At 68.2% G+C, this 15,335-nt stretch carries 12 protein-coding genes; 6 read left to right on the top strand and 6 right to left on the bottom strand.

What is annotated here, in order from left to right; all coding sequences use genetic code 11:
• Positions 1 to 51: 51 nt before the first annotated feature.
• Complete coding sequence (locus ACFWO8_RS24090) at positions 52 to 540, bottom strand: inorganic diphosphatase (protein WP_266297542.1); 489 nt, start codon at positions 538 to 540, stop codon at positions 52 to 54.
• A gap of 165 nt (positions 541 to 705) precedes the next feature.
• Between ACFWO8_RS24090 and dacB the strand changes: the two genes are divergently transcribed.
• From dacB to hpt, 4 genes are all read left to right on the top strand, one after another.
• Positions 706 to 2,163, top strand: coding sequence for a D-alanyl-D-alanine carboxypeptidase/D-alanyl-D-alanine-endopeptidase (gene dacB / locus ACFWO8_RS24095; protein WP_378962363.1), 1,458 nt, complete (start codon positions 706 to 708; stop codon positions 2,161 to 2,163).
• Between the two features lie 13 nt (positions 2,164 to 2,176).
• Complete coding sequence (locus tag ACFWO8_RS24100) at positions 2,177 to 3,238, top strand: zinc-dependent metalloprotease (protein WP_378962367.1); 1,062 nt, start codon at positions 2,177 to 2,179, stop codon at positions 3,236 to 3,238.
• 205 nt (positions 3,239 to 3,443) lie between these two features.
• Positions 3,444 to 4,553: a tRNA lysidine(34) synthetase TilS gene (tilS, locus tag ACFWO8_RS24105; protein WP_378962770.1), complete on the top strand. Its 1,110-nt coding sequence runs from the start codon at positions 3,444 to 3,446 to the stop codon at positions 4,551 to 4,553.
• 24 nt (positions 4,554 to 4,577) lie between these two features.
• Positions 4,578 to 5,129 (top strand): hypoxanthine phosphoribosyltransferase, encoded by a 552-nt coding sequence (gene hpt, locus ACFWO8_RS24110; protein WP_378962379.1) that lies wholly within the window; start codon positions 4,578 to 4,580, stop codon positions 5,127 to 5,129.
• On the opposite strand, the gene ACFWO8_RS24115 is transcribed toward hpt, so the two are convergent.
• Both ACFWO8_RS24115 and ACFWO8_RS24120 read right to left on the bottom strand, forming a co-directional pair.
• A complete protein-coding gene (locus ACFWO8_RS24115; protein ID WP_378962390.1) occupies positions 5,095 to 7,026 on the bottom strand; it encodes a serine/threonine-protein kinase in 1,932 nt (643 codons plus the stop codon). The genes hpt and ACFWO8_RS24115 overlap by 35 nt on opposite strands.
• Positions 7,027 to 7,116: 90 nt before the next feature.
• Positions 7,117 to 9,513 carry a protein kinase gene (locus ACFWO8_RS24120; protein ID WP_378962406.1) on the bottom strand — a complete coding sequence of 799 codons (2,397 nt, stop codon included), beginning with the start codon at positions 9,511 to 9,513 and terminating at the stop codon, positions 7,117 to 7,119.
• Positions 9,514 to 9,736: 223 nt separating this feature from the next.
• Here ACFWO8_RS24120 and ACFWO8_RS24125 point away from each other — a divergent pair, with 223 nt between their 5' ends.
• Entirely contained in the window at positions 9,737 to 11,086 is a 1,350-nt protein-coding gene (locus ACFWO8_RS24125; protein WP_378962785.1) for an amidase, read from the top strand.
• Positions 11,087 to 11,132: 46 nt separating this feature from the next.
• On the opposite strand, the gene ACFWO8_RS24130 is transcribed toward ACFWO8_RS24125, so the two are convergent.
• The 3 genes from ACFWO8_RS24130 to ACFWO8_RS24140 all read right to left on the bottom strand — a co-directional run bounded on the left by ACFWO8_RS24130 (position 11,133) and on the right by ACFWO8_RS24140 (position 14,346).
• The gene (locus ACFWO8_RS24130) at positions 11,133 to 12,029 is read right to left on the bottom strand and encodes a LysR family transcriptional regulator (RefSeq protein WP_378962416.1); all 897 of its coding nucleotides are present in this window, start codon (positions 12,027 to 12,029) and stop codon (positions 11,133 to 11,135) included.
• 386 nt (positions 12,030 to 12,415) lie between these two features.
• On the bottom strand, positions 12,416 to 13,966 hold the full coding sequence (locus ACFWO8_RS24135) for an aldehyde dehydrogenase family protein (protein ID WP_378962422.1): 1,551 nt from the start codon (positions 13,964 to 13,966) through the stop codon (positions 12,416 to 12,418).
• Positions 13,967 to 14,073: 107 nt separating this feature from the next.
• Positions 14,074 to 14,346, bottom strand: a complete 273-nt coding sequence (locus tag ACFWO8_RS24140; protein ID WP_378962427.1) for a DUF2277 domain-containing protein — start codon at positions 14,344 to 14,346, stop codon at positions 14,074 to 14,076.
• 125 nt (positions 14,347 to 14,471) lie between these two features.
• Between ACFWO8_RS24140 and ACFWO8_RS24145 the strand changes: the two genes are divergently transcribed.
• The gene (locus ACFWO8_RS24145; RefSeq protein ID WP_378962431.1) at positions 14,472 to 15,329 is read left to right on the top strand and encodes a DUF1266 domain-containing protein; all 858 of its coding nucleotides are present in this window, start codon (positions 14,472 to 14,474) and stop codon (positions 15,327 to 15,329) included.
• Positions 15,330 to 15,335: the final 6 nt, after the last annotated feature.

Below are 15,335 nucleotides of genomic sequence, written 5' to 3' on the forward strand. Positions count from 1 at the left end.
CGGGAAGTCCGAAAACTCTTCGGACTTCCCGCTTTTCGTAGGTCTATCGGCTCAGTGGCCGGATTCCTTCAGCCGGGCGAAGGACTCGTCGATGATCTTCTCGGCCTCGGCGCGGCCCAGCCACTCCGAACCCTCGACGTACTTGCCGGGCTCGAGATCCTTGTAGCGCTCGAAGAAGTGCTTGATCGCCGACAGTTCGAACTCCGAGACGTCGCCCAGGTCCTGGATGTGGTCCCAGCGCGGGTCGCCCGCGGGGACACACAGCACCTTGTCGTCGCCACCGGCCTCGTCGGTCATGCGGTAGACGCCGACCGGGCGGGCCTCGACGATCACGCCAGGGAACACCGACTCGGGCAGCAGCACCAGCGCGTCGAGCGGGTCGCCGTCCTCGCCGAGGGTGTTCTCGATGAAGCCGTAATCGGCCGGGTAGCCCATGGAGGTGTACAGGTACCGGTCGAGCTTGACCCGGCCGCTCTCGTGATCGACCTCGTACTTGTTCCGAGAACCCTTGGGAATCTCGATGGTGACGTCGAACTCCACGCCATCTCCTTGCTCGTTCGAGTGCTGGTCTGTGCCGAATCGCCAGATCGTTCTGGGGAACCGTTGCGCAACGAGGATAGTGTGGTGTGCTGGTACACCGGTGCGGCAGGCGGCTGTAGTCGCGCAGTCGAGGCGTGTCGGACGGCGTTGAGGGAGACACGAGTCGTGGTCGATACAGGCGGCAGCAATCCGGGATCACCGGTGCAGGGGCGCCGCGGGTCCCGCTGGATCTGGTTGTCGGCGGTGGTCGTCGCGCTACTGGTGATCGCGGGCGGTTTCGCGGCGATCGCCCAGCCCTGGACGCCGGAATTCCGGCACGGCGGGCTCACCGTGGCGCCGCCGCCGGATACGGGCCAGGTGTTTCCCGAGGTGGCGCCTGCCCGCTCGGACGCGCCAGCGCCGACGATGGCGGGGATCGCCGCGGCACTCGCTCCGGTGGTCGGTAACCCTGATCTCGGTGCGTTCGCCGGGCAGGTCACCGATCCGAGCAGTGGGGCGGTGTTGTGGGGTCAGGATCAGGCCAAGGCCATGATTCCGTCGTCGACGGCGAAGATCATGCTGGTCGCGGCCGCATTGCTGACCTTGCCCGATGATCAGCGGGTGGTCACGAAGGTGCTCGCCGGTGCGCCCGGCGAGCTGGTGCTGGTCGCGGGCGGGGATCCGACGCTGACCACGCAGGCCGCAGGCGGCTACTACACCGACGGCGCGCGGATCTCGGATCTGGCCGCGCAGGTGCGGGCCGCGGGCAGGCAGGCGAACGCGATCGTGGTCGACACATCCGCCTACTCCGGGCCGACCATGGCTTCGGGCTGGGATCCGATCGACATTCCGGAAGGGTCGATCGCGCCGATCGAACCGATCATGCTCGATGGGGGCCGGTTCGATCCGTCGGCCGACTATTCCCCGCGCACCGCGAACCCAGCGCTCGACGCGGGTCGGGCGCTGGCTGCCGAGCTGGGTATCGACCCGGCCGCCGTGCGGGTCGGTCCGGCCGCGCAGAACGGAGCTCAGATCGCGAAGGTCGAGTCGGCACCTCTGCGAGTTCGCCTGCACGACATGATGATTCATTCCGACAATGTGCTGGCCGAGACCATCGGACGTGAGCTGGCGGTAGCGTCGGGACAGCCTGCCTCCTTCGCCGGAGCGGTCGCGGCTACCTCGGCGGCCCTGTCGGCGGCCGGATTCGATATCACCGGCCTGCATCTGGCCGACAGCAGCGGGCTTTCCGTCGATGACCGGGTGTCGCCGAAGCTGCTCGATTCGATCGTCGCGACCGCGGCCGAGCCGACCGGCACCGCGGCAGTGGTGCCCGCCGGAACCCAGGCCAGGCCCGAAAACGACCCGCGCGCAGCGGCTCTCGCGCCGATGCTGGATTACCTGCCCGTCGCGGGCGGCACCGGCACGCTCGCGCCGCGCTTCGTCACACAGAACCGGCAGGGCGCGGGATGGGTGCGGGCCAAGACCGGAACTCTGAGCGTGGCCAGCGCGTTGGTCGGATATGTACTCGACCGCGATGGGCGGGTGCTCACCTTCGCGCTCATGTCGAACGACCGGTTGCCGGAGCAGAGCAGGCCGGCGCTCGACGCGGTGGCGGGTGCCCTGCGCAACTGCGGATGCTCGTAGAGAACAGGTGGCGATGACCGACAAGACCGAACGCAAGAGTTCCGGATTCAGCGGAACGGTGGATTGGCGGCTGGCCGCGCGGACCGGGGCGCTGCTGGCGCCCTCCGGGCCGCGCGTGTCCAGGGCGACGGCGGAGCAGGTCGTCGCCGAGTTGGCGTCGGCCTCGGTGCTGGCCGAACTGCCGGTGCGTGAGGTCAGCGGGTTGCTCGACGATCGGCCGGTGCCGGAGGCACGGATCGTCGACCGGCCGGGGTGGATCTCCGCGGCCGCCGATTCGATGGCTGTGCTCACCGGCATCGATTCCGCCGACGGCGGCAAGCTCGTCGGGAAACCCGCGGGCGTCCAGGCCGGGACGATGCTGGCGTTCCTGTCCACCGCGATTCTCGGGCAGTACGACCCGTTCACCGGCGAGGACGGCACCTTGCTGCTGGTCGCGCCCAATATTCTCGGTGTCGAACGGGCGCTCGGCGTCGATCCGAGCGACTTCCGGTTGTGGGTGTGCCTGCACGAGGTGACCCACCGGGTGCAGTTCTCGTCGGCGCCCTGGCTGGCCGGGTATATGCGCACCAATGTGGACATCATGAGCGAGGTCGGCGAGGAGCCGATGAGCGAGATGCTCACCCGGTTGGTCGGTGAGGTGCGGGCTCGGCGCAATGGTGACAACGCCGACGATCCGAACAGCCGTGGCGTGGTCGGGCTGTTGCGTGCGGCCCAGGCGCCCCCGCAGCGAGAGGCGCTCGATCGGCTGTTGATGCTCGGCACGCTGCTCGAGGGGCACGCCGATCATGTGATGGACGCGGTGGGACCGGCCGTGGTGCCGACTGTCGCCGATATCCGGGCGGCCTTCGATCGGCGCAGGCAGCGGCCGTCGAATCCGATTCAGCGGTTACTCAGGGCGCTGCTCGGGGTGGATGCGAAGGTCGCGCAGTACGTCCGAGGCAAGAAGTTCGTGGACGCGGTGGTCGAGCGGGTGGGGGTCGCGGAGTTCAACACGGTGTGGACGAACGCGGACACGCTGCCGTTGCTGGACGAGGTCGACGATCCGGAGCGATGGATTCGCCGGGTACTCGGGTAGGCGTTTCCGCCTCCCAGCGTTGTACGCCGGACTCGGCTGCGTCAGTGTTCGTCGCGGTGAGTCAGCCCCTGCCCGGTGAGCGGCCCATGTACTCACGGTGGTCCGTCGTCGGCCTCGGTAGCCTGCACAGATGACTCACGCGGACGGGCGCGGTAGTGCCGGGCGATCTGGTGGTGGACCGCGGCTGCCGACATCGTCTCGTGAGATTCGCCTGCCGGAGACGCCTGCGGTGCTCGCTGTGCGGCGGGGTGTGCGGGAATGGGTTGCGGGGCAGGGCGGGCGTGGGCCGGTCGTCGTCGGGTTGTCCGGTGGGGCTGATTCGCTGGCTTTGGTGGCTGCCGCTGTTGTCGAGGCGGGTGAGGTGACCGCGGTGGTCGTCGATCACCGGTTGCAGGAGGGGTCTGGCGAGGTGGCCGCTCGGGCGGCTGAGCAAGCGATGGGGCTCGGGTGCGTTGGGGCGATGGTTGTGCCCGTCGAGGTGGGGCGCGAGGGGGGTGTGGAGGCGGCGGCTCGGGCGGCTCGGTATGCGGCGTTGGATTCGGTGCGCGACGGGCGGCCGGTGTTGCTCGGGCACACGCTCGATGATCAGGCCGAGACGGTGTTGCTCGGATTGGCTCGCGGGTCCGGTAGTCGGTCTATTCAGGGGATGGTGGCGTGGAATTCGCCCTGGGGGCGTCCGTTGCTCGGGGTGCGGCGGGCGCAGACGGTGCAGATGTGCGCGGATCTCGGGATCGAACCGTGGGACGACCCACACAACGCGGACCTCAGGTACACCCGGGTGCGCGTGCGTAATGAAGTGCTGCCGCTGCTCGAGGAGGTGTTGGGTGGCGGCGTGGCCAAGGCGCTGGTTCGCACCGCCGATCAGCTCCGTGCGGATGGGGCGGTCCTCGATGCCTACGCCGACGAGCTGTTTCGCGCGGCACGCAGGTACGGCCGGTCGCCCGACTCCGCTGCTGTGCCCAGACCAGGCGCGAGCGGCGATCGGTCCGACGACACGGTGGCGCGCGGACCCGGCACGGGCGACCGGTCCGGCTCAGCGACGCGCAGTGGCGTCGACGACAACGATCGACCCGCTCTCTCGACCGAGATCCTTGCCACTGCACCCGGAGCACTGCGTCGCCGGGCCGTACGACTCTGGCTCGCCGATCAGGGGATCGCCGGGCTCATGAATGCCCATTTGCAGGCGATCGACGAGCTGGTGAGTAATTGGCGTGGACAGGGCGGGGTGGCTGTGGGAGGCGGATCGAGGGACCACAGGTTGGTGGTGACGCGTGAACATGGCACGCTGGCGGTGCGAGCACAGCCGCGCATTTGATGCCACGAAGGGACACCCACTTCCGTGTACGGAGACGACATCGCATCGGTGCTGATCACCGAAGACGAGATCAAAGCCAAGATCGAGGAACTGGCCGAGCTCGTCGCCAAGCGATACCCGCCCGATTCCCCCGAAGGCGACCTCCTGCTGATCTGCGTCCTCAAGGGCGCGATCTTCTTCATGACCGACTTCGCCAGGGCGCTGCCGATTCCCACCCAGCTCGAATTCATGGCCGTGTCGTCCTACGGGTCGTCCACCTCGTCCTCGGGCGTCGTGCGGATCATGAAGGACCTGGACAAGGACATCGCGGGCCGCAACGTCCTGATCGTCGAGGACATCATCGACTCGGGTCTGACCCTGTCCTGGCTCAAGCGCAACCTGTCCACCCGCAACCCGGCCTCGCTGGAAGTAGTCACCCTGCTCCGCAAGCCCGATGCCTTGCGCACCCCCGTCGACGTCGCCCTTGTCGGCTTCGACATCCCCAACGAATTCGTCGTCGGCTACGGCCTCGACTACGCCGAGCGCTACCGCGACCTGCCGTTCATCGGGACTTTGGACCCGAAGGTCTATTCCTGACCCACTCGCCGCGAACCGACCACCTTGCCAGGGCACCGAGGTCGGCCTCGATGATCCGGAACAACACGTAGGACGCGACGAACCCGATCGCCCCGCCCACACAGATCGTGCGGAGCGGGGTGAGCGTCCTCAGCAGGTCCGGCATCGGCAGAAAGGTCGCGCTGGCCACCACCAACAGCGGGATCGATGCGGCGATGACGAGATAGCGCCGGCAGCGCCTGGCCAGCGTCGCCAGCAACCGCCGGTCATCGCGGAAGTAGCGACCGTGCCGCAGTAACGCCGGATACACGCAGCGCACCAGATACATGGTGATCAGGAAGAACGGGTACGTCATCGCCATGGCCGCGCAGATCACCCCGACCAGCAGTAGGTGCAACGCGGTGTGCACGGGCAGTGCCCCGTCGACTATTCGAAGGGTGATCGCGTAGAGCGCGGCGGCGGCGAGCCACAGCGCCGACACCACCACGACGGCCTGATGGCCCAGCCGCAGACAGTCTTGGCGGGCCCGGTCGAGGGTGGCGGGGTCGCAGCGGCTTCCGGTGCGTATTCGGCGCGGGATGGTCAGCAGCCGACGCCCCTGGTAGATCAGGACCACGGCGCCGGCGGAGAAGAAGACCAGATTCGCGATATTGGAGACGGCCCGCTGGGTCGCCCCGGTCTCGGGGGCGAGTCCGCTATGGATCAGCGCCGTATTCAGCTGGCGCTGGTAGTAGGCGGCGATCAGATTCGGGAGCGCGATCGACAGCGCCAGAAGCGGAAACAGATACGGCTGCAAGCGGATTCGCCAGCTGCCGGGTGGTGGATCGGTCAGGTCGCGAGCGTGCGGGTCGAGGCAGAGGTCGAGCTGCGCGGCCAGCATGTCGCCGTCGTCCCAACGGTCGGCACGATCGGCGGCCAGACAGGTGAGCAGCACTCGCTGTAACGCAGCCGGGCAGTCAGCGGGCACCAGGTCAAGGGCTGCCGGGGCGATACCCGCTGCGCGCCGCTCCAGCGCGGCGTCCAGTCCGAGCTCGGTGTGCCGGTCGCTGTCGGGGACGGTCGTGTCGTCGAACGGTTTCACGCCGGTCAGCAGTTCCCACAGCAGTACGCCGAGAGAGTAGATGTCGGCGCGCGTGTCGAGGTCGGCGGCGGTGCGGTCGTTTCGAGGGTGACCGGCTTCGAGCTGCTCGGGTGACATGTATGCCAGTGACCCACCGAAGTACGACGTCGGGCTCGCGTCGGGTACCGAGCGGCTGAAGCTGATGTTGAAGTCGGCCAGTTTCGGCACGCCCTCGGCGGTGAGCAGTACATTGGCCGGTTTCACGTCCCGATGAAGTACGCCGTTGTCGGCCGCGTGATGCAGGGCGGCGGCCAGTCTGCTGCCCAGCCACGCGACTGTCTCCGGCCAGCTCAGCCGCGCGATCTCGGCGCGCACGGCCGAGTCGGCCGGGCGGATCTCGCCCTTCTCCTCCATCGCCGCGTCGACGGCGTCGAGCAGGAGCTCACCCGTGCGCTCGGTCGGTGGGCTCGCGCGGACCCAGCGCAGCAGGCCCAGCAGCGTGCCCCCCGGGACGAGCTCCATGTACAGCATCCGCAGCCGGGGTGACCCGTCGGCGGGCTGGTCGAGCAGTTGCTGGTCGAATACGCGCACGATGAAGTCGTGGTCGAGTTGGGCCAGCGTCTGTGGTTCGGTGCCGGTATCCGCCGAGATCTTGACCGCGACAAGCCGCTGCATCGACCGCTGGCGGGCCAGGAAAACCCGGGCGAACGCGCCCGCCCCCAGCTCTGTGAGCAGCTCGAAGTCCCCGATCCGCAGACCGACCTCGATCCGGTCGAGACCGCGCCGATCCTCCGGATGCGCGGCGTCGGTCCGATCGAGCGCGGGCCGGGTCACCTCGCTGAGACGTGTTGAGCTCACGCTCGGTGGTACGGACGCGCCCGGCCGATAGTTCATCACGATCTGCTGACCGCCTGCCGACGCACGGAAGTTCATCCGCGCCGGCATCAGTCAGCCGACTACGCGTTCCAGGGCTTTCAAGTCGGCTTCGAGCGCCCGGAACAGCAGGTAGGAGGCGATGAAGGCGAAGATGCCGCCGACGCAGAGGACCCGAACGGCGACGATCACGGCCGGGATATCGCCGGGCGGGAGGAAGGTGACACCCGCTACGGCGAGCAGGGGCACCGAGGCCGCGACCGCGAGGTACCAGGTGCAGCGGCGGCTCAGCCCGCGCAGCCAGATGCTGTCGTCGGTGCTGATCTCACCGTGCCGAAGGAAGATCGGGTAGATGCAGCGGACCAGGTAGTACGTCACGAGGAAGAACGGGTACGCGACGGCTATCGCGCCGCAGACCAGCAGGGATGCGAGGAAGTGGACCACGGCGCGGACGGGGACATCACCGGCGGCCAATTGCAGTGCGATCGGGAAGGTGAGTCCTGAGACCGCCCACAGCGAGAACACGACGATCACGACCCGGTCGCCGATGCGCAGGGTGTCGTGCCTGGTGCGGCGCAGGATCTCTGGGTCGTAGCGGCGTCCGTGGCGAAGCCCGCGCGGCACGGAGAGCACGAAACGGGCGAGGTAGATGAGCACCGCGGCACCGAGTGGGAAGAAGACCACGTTCACGCCGGCGGTGATCACGACGAACGATTGCTGGGCGGTCTCACTGAGCCGGCTCACCACCAGATTCTGATTGTGCGCAATGTTGTACCAGGATGCCAGTGCGTTGGGAACGCCGATCGCCAGGATCATCACCAGCAACGGCCACTTGCGCCACTGCATCCGCCAGCTCTTCGGCGGCGGGTCGACGAGGTCGCGGGCGCGGGCGTCCAGGCACAGGTCGAACTGTTTGGCCAGTACGCCACCGTCGGCCCAGCGACGCGACCTGTCCGGGTCGAGGCAGGTCAGCAGAACGCGACGCAGGGCAGTGGGACAGTTCGCCGGAACCCGCTCGAGCGCGGCCGGGTCGACGCCGAGTGTTCGTCGTTCGAGCATCGCCTCGAGGGTGGTTTCGTCGCCACGACCCTCGGCTTCGGCGGTGCTGTCGTCGAACGGCTTCGCGCCGGTCAGCAGTTCCCACAGGACGACGCCGAGGGAGAAGATATCGCTGCGGGTGTCGAGGTCGGCGGCGGTGCGGCCGAGGCCGGGGTGACAGGCCTCCAGCTGTTCGGGCGACATGTAGGACAGCGATCCGCCGAAGTAGGCCACCGGGCTGGTGCCTGCGACGGTGCGGCTGAAACTGATGTTGAAGTCGGCGAGCTTGGGGACGCCCTCGGCGGTGAGCAGCACATTCGCCGGTTTCACATCGCGGTGCAAGACCCCGTGCGCGGCCGCGTAATCCAGGGCCTCGGCCAGCCGCCTGCCCAGCCAAGCGACCGTTTCCGGCCAGCTCAGTGCGGCGATCTCGGAGCGCACGCTCGAATCGGTCGGGCGGATCTCGCCCTTCTCCGCCATGGCCGCGTCCACCGCGTCGAGCAGCAGTTTGCCGCTGCGCTGCGCGGGTGGGGTCTCGCGGACCCAGCGCAGCAGGCCGAGCAGGGTGCCGCCGGGCAGGAACTGCATGTAGAGCAGGCGAAGGCGACGCGAACCCGAGGGGGCCGAGTCGGTGTCGAGCAGCCGTTGGTCGAACACGCGCACGATGTAGTCGTGGTCGAGTTGGGCCAGGGTCTGGGGTTCGGTGCCGCGGTCGGCGGAGATCTTCACCGCGACCAGACGCTGCATCGACGTCTGCCGAGCCAGGAAGACCCGCGCGAACGCACCGGCACCGAGCCCGGTGAGCAGTTCGAAATCGCCGATGCGCTGGCCGACTTCGATGCGGTCGAGCGGCTCGAACTCTCCGGGCCCGGAGTGCGCGACCGTCGCGGCCGACGTGGCGGTCGCGGTGAGGTCGAGCTGTGGGCTGGTCATCTCGATACTACGAGTCGAGTCCGGCGTTTGGTTCATCGTGGCGTCGAGATCGTCGGCCCTGCGGGTGCTCTGGTCGAGCTCGTCGGTATTGAGCAGGCCGCGCAGACTGGCCGCCTGCTCGGGGTATTCGCGCAGACAATCGCGCGGATCGACGCGCTCGCCGCTGTGTCTGCGGATGACGAATTCCTCGAACACCAGCCCGGCGGGCAGCGTCGCGCGATCGAGTTCGGGGAACTCGGCGCAGTAATTGATCAGCCGCTTGCGTGCGATGTCGGTGCCCGTGTGATGTAGCCAGCGCTGGCGCAGGTCGACCCGGATCAGTTCGTGCAGCGCCTGCGCGCGCAAGGTGGCCGCGTCGGGGAGGAACTCGGCGATCTCGGGCGGGCGCGCGGCGGCCGTGCCCCACGCGGCGGCGAACGCCTCGACCATGTCGACGCGCACATTCGTGGCCCGACCGGGTGTTGAGTCGGGTTGTTCCCCGCTTCCGGTGCTATCGCTCATCAACCGACCTAAGTGTTCGCGCGGATCGGTGCGAAATTCATTCCGCCACACCCGCCGCCATCGCCGGAGAGCTGTACTTGAAATGATAACTTGCGCCTCTAGAGCTGATCACCCGAATTTCGACGACCATGCGACGGGGGCGAATCCGCAGATGAACGAAGACCTCACAGCGGTAGCATGGGAGTCCGTCGACGACGACGGCGTAATGGACGCTGAGGTGACGATGGACTCGTCCCGCCCTCCTGCCGACGAATACCCCATCGGCGGCCCCGCCGCGGCACTGGCTGCCCGGGTTCGCGCGGGCACCATCACGCCCGCCGACGTCACCGCCGACGCGCTCGCCCGCATCGCCTCGGAGAATCGCAAGATCAACGCGTTCACGGTGGTGCGAGCCGAGCGGGCCAGAGCCGAAGCGCGCGAACTCGCCGCCCGACAAGACCTCGACGAGCTGCCGCTGGCCGGTGTGCCGGTGGCGGTGAAGCAGAACATCGCGGTGACAGGGGAGCCGACCCGCGCGGGTTCGGCGGCCACCTCCGCCGAGCCGGCCGGCGTCGATCACCCGGTGGTGGCCAGGTTGCGGGCCGCGGGCGCGATCGTTGTCGGGTTGACGGCCATGCCCGAACTCGGCATGTGGGCGAGTACCGACTCCGCAGGATGCGTCACGCGCAATCCACGCGATGTCGGCCGGTCATCGGGTGGATCCTCGGGTGGCGCGGCCGCGGCGGTGGCCGCCGGACTCGTCCCGATCGCGCACGGCAACGACGGCCTCGGCTCGATCCGGGTGCCCGCGGCGGCGTGCGGAGTTTTCGGAATCAAGCCGGGTAGACACGTCGTGCCCTCGCAGATCGGCGCTGACTCCTGGGCGGGACTGGCCGAGAACGGCGTCCTCGCGACGACGGTGTCGGACGCGGCACTGGCGCTTTCGGTGCTGGCGGGCCGCTCCGACCTGGCCGAACTACGCAAGCCACAGCGACTACGCATCGGACTGGCCGTGGCTCCGCCGTCGCGACTGGTCCGCATGGATCGGCATTGGACGGCGGCGGCGCGCACCGCGGGTGCGCGCGCGGCAGTGGCCGGGCACGAGGTGCGACCGGTCGAGCTACCCTACGGCGACGCGGCGCTGTTGCTGCTGCTGCGCTGGCCGAGCGCGGGTCTGGCCGACGCCGACACGCTCGCGAACCCCGAACTACTCCAGCAACGCACCCGGCGTCATCTGGCGCTCGGCCGGGTGATCCGGCGTCTCGGCCTGGTTCGCCCGAGTCAGGTCGACCGGACCGAAGCCAGACTGCTCGAATTCTTCGAAGACTTCGACGTGGTGATCACTCCGACGCTCGCCGCGCCGCCGCCGAAGGCCAGGCAGTGGAGCGGGCGCGGTTGGCTCGCGAATGTCGTGTCTTCGGCGCGCTACGCGCCGTTCACCGGGCTGTGGAATCTGCTCGGCTGGCCCGCGGCGTCACTGCCGATGGGCACGCACCCCGAGGCGCACACCCCGTTGGCCGCGCAACTGGTGGGTCCGCCGGGGAGCGAGGCCACTTTGCTCGGCCTCGCCGCCCAATTGGAACTGTCGAACTAGGCGTACTTCGCTCCGGCCATGCGCAGTCGAGGAGCGCCTGTGTCCTTTAGACCGCGATCGGCTGCGGCTGCGGCGTCGGCTCGGAGAAGCCGCCGTCGACGGCGCGAGCGGCGAATTCCAGGATGGTCGGGCGGGTGTCGTCGGCCCGCCACGCCACCGCCAGCTCACACGGGGTGAGACCGGCGACCGGACGCGCGGTCAGCCCGGGCCAGCGGTACATCGGCACATTGTTCTCGGCCAGCAGGCACACGCCGAGGCCGAGGCTCACGGCCTCGAGCTTGTCCTCGGGGGTGGCCGCCTCGGCGCCGATCTTGGCCGCCTTGCCGCCACGGGCATCGTTGCCGAGCCAGAAGTCGCGGACCGCGCCCGCCTCGGTTGGCAGCGCGACGAAGGGCTCGTCGAGCAGATCGGCGAAGTCGATGCTGTCCTGCTCGGCCAGCGGGTGCGACTCGGGCAGCAGCACCCAGCGCGGCTCGGTGCGCAGCACCTGCCAGCGATAACGGTTGGGGTCGGGCAACGGCAGCCACACCAGCGATAGGTCGGCCTGTCGACCGGCCAGGCCACTGGACGGGTCGTTCCAGGACGCGGCGTGCAGGGCGAGGCGGTGACCGCTCGCGCTCTCGAGGTCGTTGAGCAGACCGCGGCCGAGCGCGGACTGGATACCGACGCGCAGCACCTCGCCGGCTTCCTGGAGGGACACGTTGGTCACCTCCCACAGCTCGAGGATCTTGCGTGCGCCTTCGAGCAGTTCCTTACCGGCGACGGTCAGGGCGACACTTCGCTGGTTGCGGTCGAACAGGACCACGTCGAGCTGGCGTTCGAGCTGGCGGATCTGGCGTGACAACGTCGGCTGAGCGATATGCAGCCGCTGTGCGGCGTTGGTGAAATGCAGTTCCTCAGCGACGGCGACGAAATACCGCAGATCGCGCAAATGCGGGTCCATAGCACCTTGCTATCAGAATCGGTCGGGAAAATCCAGCCAAAACGGGCAAGGAAGTTCGCGGAGGTGGATCAAAACAGTCACCAGGTTGGTAATGCACAGCATATGGCCTGGCATGGTGAGCTGCACCATCGGATTGCCTTTTGTTCACGGCAATCGACCGTTGAGCGGACCGGCAGTGAAGCTGGGCGGCTGACCAGCGAAAATGCGTCGGCGTTCACACTCGCTGCCCGAATGCGGGCCGCGCCGCCTCGCTCTCGTGCACGCCGAAAGGTGCCGCTGACCACGGCGCTCGCCGCGGGGGCGGTTAGGGGGTGACGTTGATCACAAACGAGTTTCGAAGCGACGAATCCGGCTGCGAGCGAGTGCGCGTCGCAGCCGGAAAACAGCTACTCGCTCTTCTTGAGGCGCAGCACCGTCGGCAGGTCGATCCGGCGCATCCCACGCGCACCGGCGGCCCGCATCGCGGCGACCGCGACCACCAGCTTGTTCATGTCATACGGGTACCAGAACAATTCCTTGCCCATGGTCGGCAGCTTCGGCTTCGTCATCGCCTGCGCGCGACAGTATTTCCGCAGGCCAGAGGCGCCACCCCAGCGCGCGCCGACGCCGGATAGGCCCCAGCCGCCCATCGGCATCGCGGGATTGAACAGGTTCGAGAACACGTCGTTGATGTTCACCGCGCCCGTGTTCAACTGCCTGGCCACGCGTTCGCCGCGCGCCTTGTCGCCCGTCCAGACCGATGCCGAGAGGCCGTAGATCGAGTCGTTGGCCAGCCGGATCGCCTCGGCCTCGTCGGCCACCTTCATCACCGGCAGCGTGGGGCCGAAGGTCTCCTCGGCGACACACGACATCGAATGGTCCACATCGACGAGCACGGTCGGCTCGAAGAAAGTACCGACGCCGGTGCGTTTGCCGCCGGTGGTCACCCGCGCGCCCGCCGCCACCGCCTCGTCGACGTGGCGCTGCACGATCAGCACCTGGTTCTCGTTGGCCAGCGCGCCGACGTCGTTCTTCGATGCGCGACCGTCGGCGCCCTGGCGCAGTGCGGCGACCGCCGCGGTCAGCTTCGTGACGAACTCGTCGTAGACCGGTGCCTCGACGTAGACCCGCTCGACCGAGATACACACCTGCCCGGCGTTGAACATGCCGCCGAAGGCGATGCCGTGCGCGGCGCGGTCGATGTCGGCGTCGGCGAGCACGATCGCCGGATCCTTACCGCCGAGCTCGAGGCTGTAGGGCACCATCCGCTCCGCGCAGGTGGCCGCGATCTTGCGGCCGGTCGCGGTGGAACCGGTGAACTGGACGTAGTCGGCGTTGTCGACGACGGCCGCGCCGGTCGCGCCCGCGCCGGTGACCACCTTGAACACCGGCGGGGCACCGATCTCGGCCCAGCCGCGGGCCAGCTCCACCGCGGACAGCGGCGTCACCTCCGACGGCTTGAGGATCACCGCGGCACCGGCCGCAAGGGCGGGGAACACATCGATCGCCGGCATCGCGAGCGGGAAGTTCCACGGCGTGATCACCCCGACCACGGGATAGGGCCGGTAGGCGACGGTCAGCGACTTCACCCGCGCGAGCGGGCTGTGCGGGGACGGGTGCTCGTCGGCGAGGAACTTGCCCGCCCGGCGTGCGTAGTAGCCGAGGATGTCGACCGCGAACGCCGGATCGATGATCGCGTCGACGCGCGGCTTGGCGGTCTCGGACTGCAGCACCGCGGCCAGGTGCTCGGTGTTGTCGATCAGCCAGTCCTGCATCTTCAGCAGCCACATCTTGCGGCCCGCCGGTCCGATCGCCTCCCATTCGGGCTGGTAAAGGCGCAGTTCCCGCACCGCGGCCGCCACGTCGTCCGGCGTGGTGACCGGTACGGTACCGGCGAGTTCGCCCGTTGCCGGATTGTGTACTTCGATCACCGAGGCGGTCTTGTCGAGTTCGCTCACCGGTCGCTCCTCACGCATTGTCAAGAATTCAGCTCACCGACTATCGCGCGCGCCCCAACCAACAGGAGACGGCGTTCCTACTCGAGAGTAATAAGTCGGTGCGATACCTATGTCGTTTCCTGAACCTCACTCTCGCGCGCCGCGATCCGGCGCAGTGGCGGCTCGGTGGGCGGCGGGACCCGGCGATCGGGGAGCTCGGCCAGCAGCGCTGTGGTGGCCGCGGCGATGGCCGCGACAGCTTTGTCGACGGCGGGTTTGGTGGCGCTACTCAGGCCGGAGATGCCGCCGACTTTGCGCACATATTGCAAGGCGGCAGCGTAGATCTCCTGCTCGGTGGCGGCAGGCTCCAGACCACGCAAGACGGTGATATTTCTACACATGTCAGAACCATAGACCTGTGAGGCATGACACGACAGGCGAAGAATAAGGGGATCTGAAAATCTCGTAACCCACGTGAGATTCGCAGGCCGCCCGTGATCGCGGTCACCGCACTAGACTCGGCCGCATGGCTGCCAGGGGAGTACCAGCGCTGACCACTTTTCCCTACCCGGAACTAGATGAGCGCGAAGAAGATCACTGGTCGGGCGCGGGGGTGAGCGACGACGAACTGCGCGCACTCGCCCTCGGTGCCTTCTACTCCACGCGCTGGGACGCCTTCCACGACGCGATGGTGCTCGGCCCCGAACGCGAGCACCCGCTCGGTGACCGCCGTGAACTCGCCATCGACACCCTCACCGGTGCCTGGGGTATCACCGACGGCACCGAGGCCCGCGCCTCGATGGAGCAGCTGTTAGAGGGCATGCACGCACCGTTGTATTCACTGGTGCATCCGCTGGTGATGGCCTCGGTCAATGCCAGTGAGCGCGACCGTTTCGGTGAGCGGGCCGACAAGCAGCGCGCGTTTCTCCGCCAGGTCGGTTCGTTTCGGGGGATGGACAACCCCGAGGCGCTGGTCCGCGACTACGACATCTGGGCCCAGGCCATCAAGATCGGCTTCACCGACCATCTATCGCGCCCACTACCCAACGACATCCACGCCTGGGACCTGGCCCGCGTCGTCGCGGTGGCCCGCATGGCATTCACCGCGGGTTACATCGACGCCGACGTGGCGTGGGAATACTGCATGCGCGCGCTGGTCCCCGCGCAGCGTCGCTACCGCAACTGGCGCCAGTTCGGCGACGCCTACCTCACCGGCTGGACCTACTGGCAGGCCACCGAGGACCTCGCGGAACTGAAGAACGGCGGCGTCGACCGGCGGATGGAACTGGTGCGCCTGTGGACCCGGCCCACCAGCCCGTGGCGCCGTATCGAGCTCAACGAGCCGGATCAGAAGGCGGAAACCGAAGCGACCGAACCGAATTGAGTATTC

Source organism: Nocardia sp. NPDC058480 (assembly GCF_042720495.1).
In the GTDB taxonomy this organism is placed as follows: domain Bacteria; phylum Actinomycetota; class Actinomycetes; order Mycobacteriales; family Mycobacteriaceae; genus Nocardia.

Coding starts and splice junctions, on each gene's coding strand:
- ACFWO8_RS24125 (WP_378962785.1), top strand. CDS start 9,737: ATGGACTCGTCCCGCCCTCCTGCCGACGAATACCCCATCGGCGGCCCC.
- ACFWO8_RS24145 (WP_378962431.1), top strand. CDS start 14,472: ATGGCTGCCAGGGGAGTACCAGCGCTGACCACTTTTCCCTACCCGGAA.
- ACFWO8_RS24140 (WP_378962427.1), bottom strand. CDS start 14,346: ATGTGTAGAAATATCACCGTCTTGCGTGGTCTGGAGCCTGCCGCCACC.
- ACFWO8_RS24130 (WP_378962416.1), bottom strand. CDS start 12,029: ATGGACCCGCATTTGCGCGATCTGCGGTATTTCGTCGCCGTCGCTGAG.
- ACFWO8_RS24120 (WP_378962406.1), bottom strand. CDS start 9,513: ATGAGCGATAGCACCGGAAGCGGGGAACAACCCGACTCAACACCCGGT.
- ACFWO8_RS24100 (WP_378962367.1), top strand. CDS start 2,177: ATGACCGACAAGACCGAACGCAAGAGTTCCGGATTCAGCGGAACGGTG.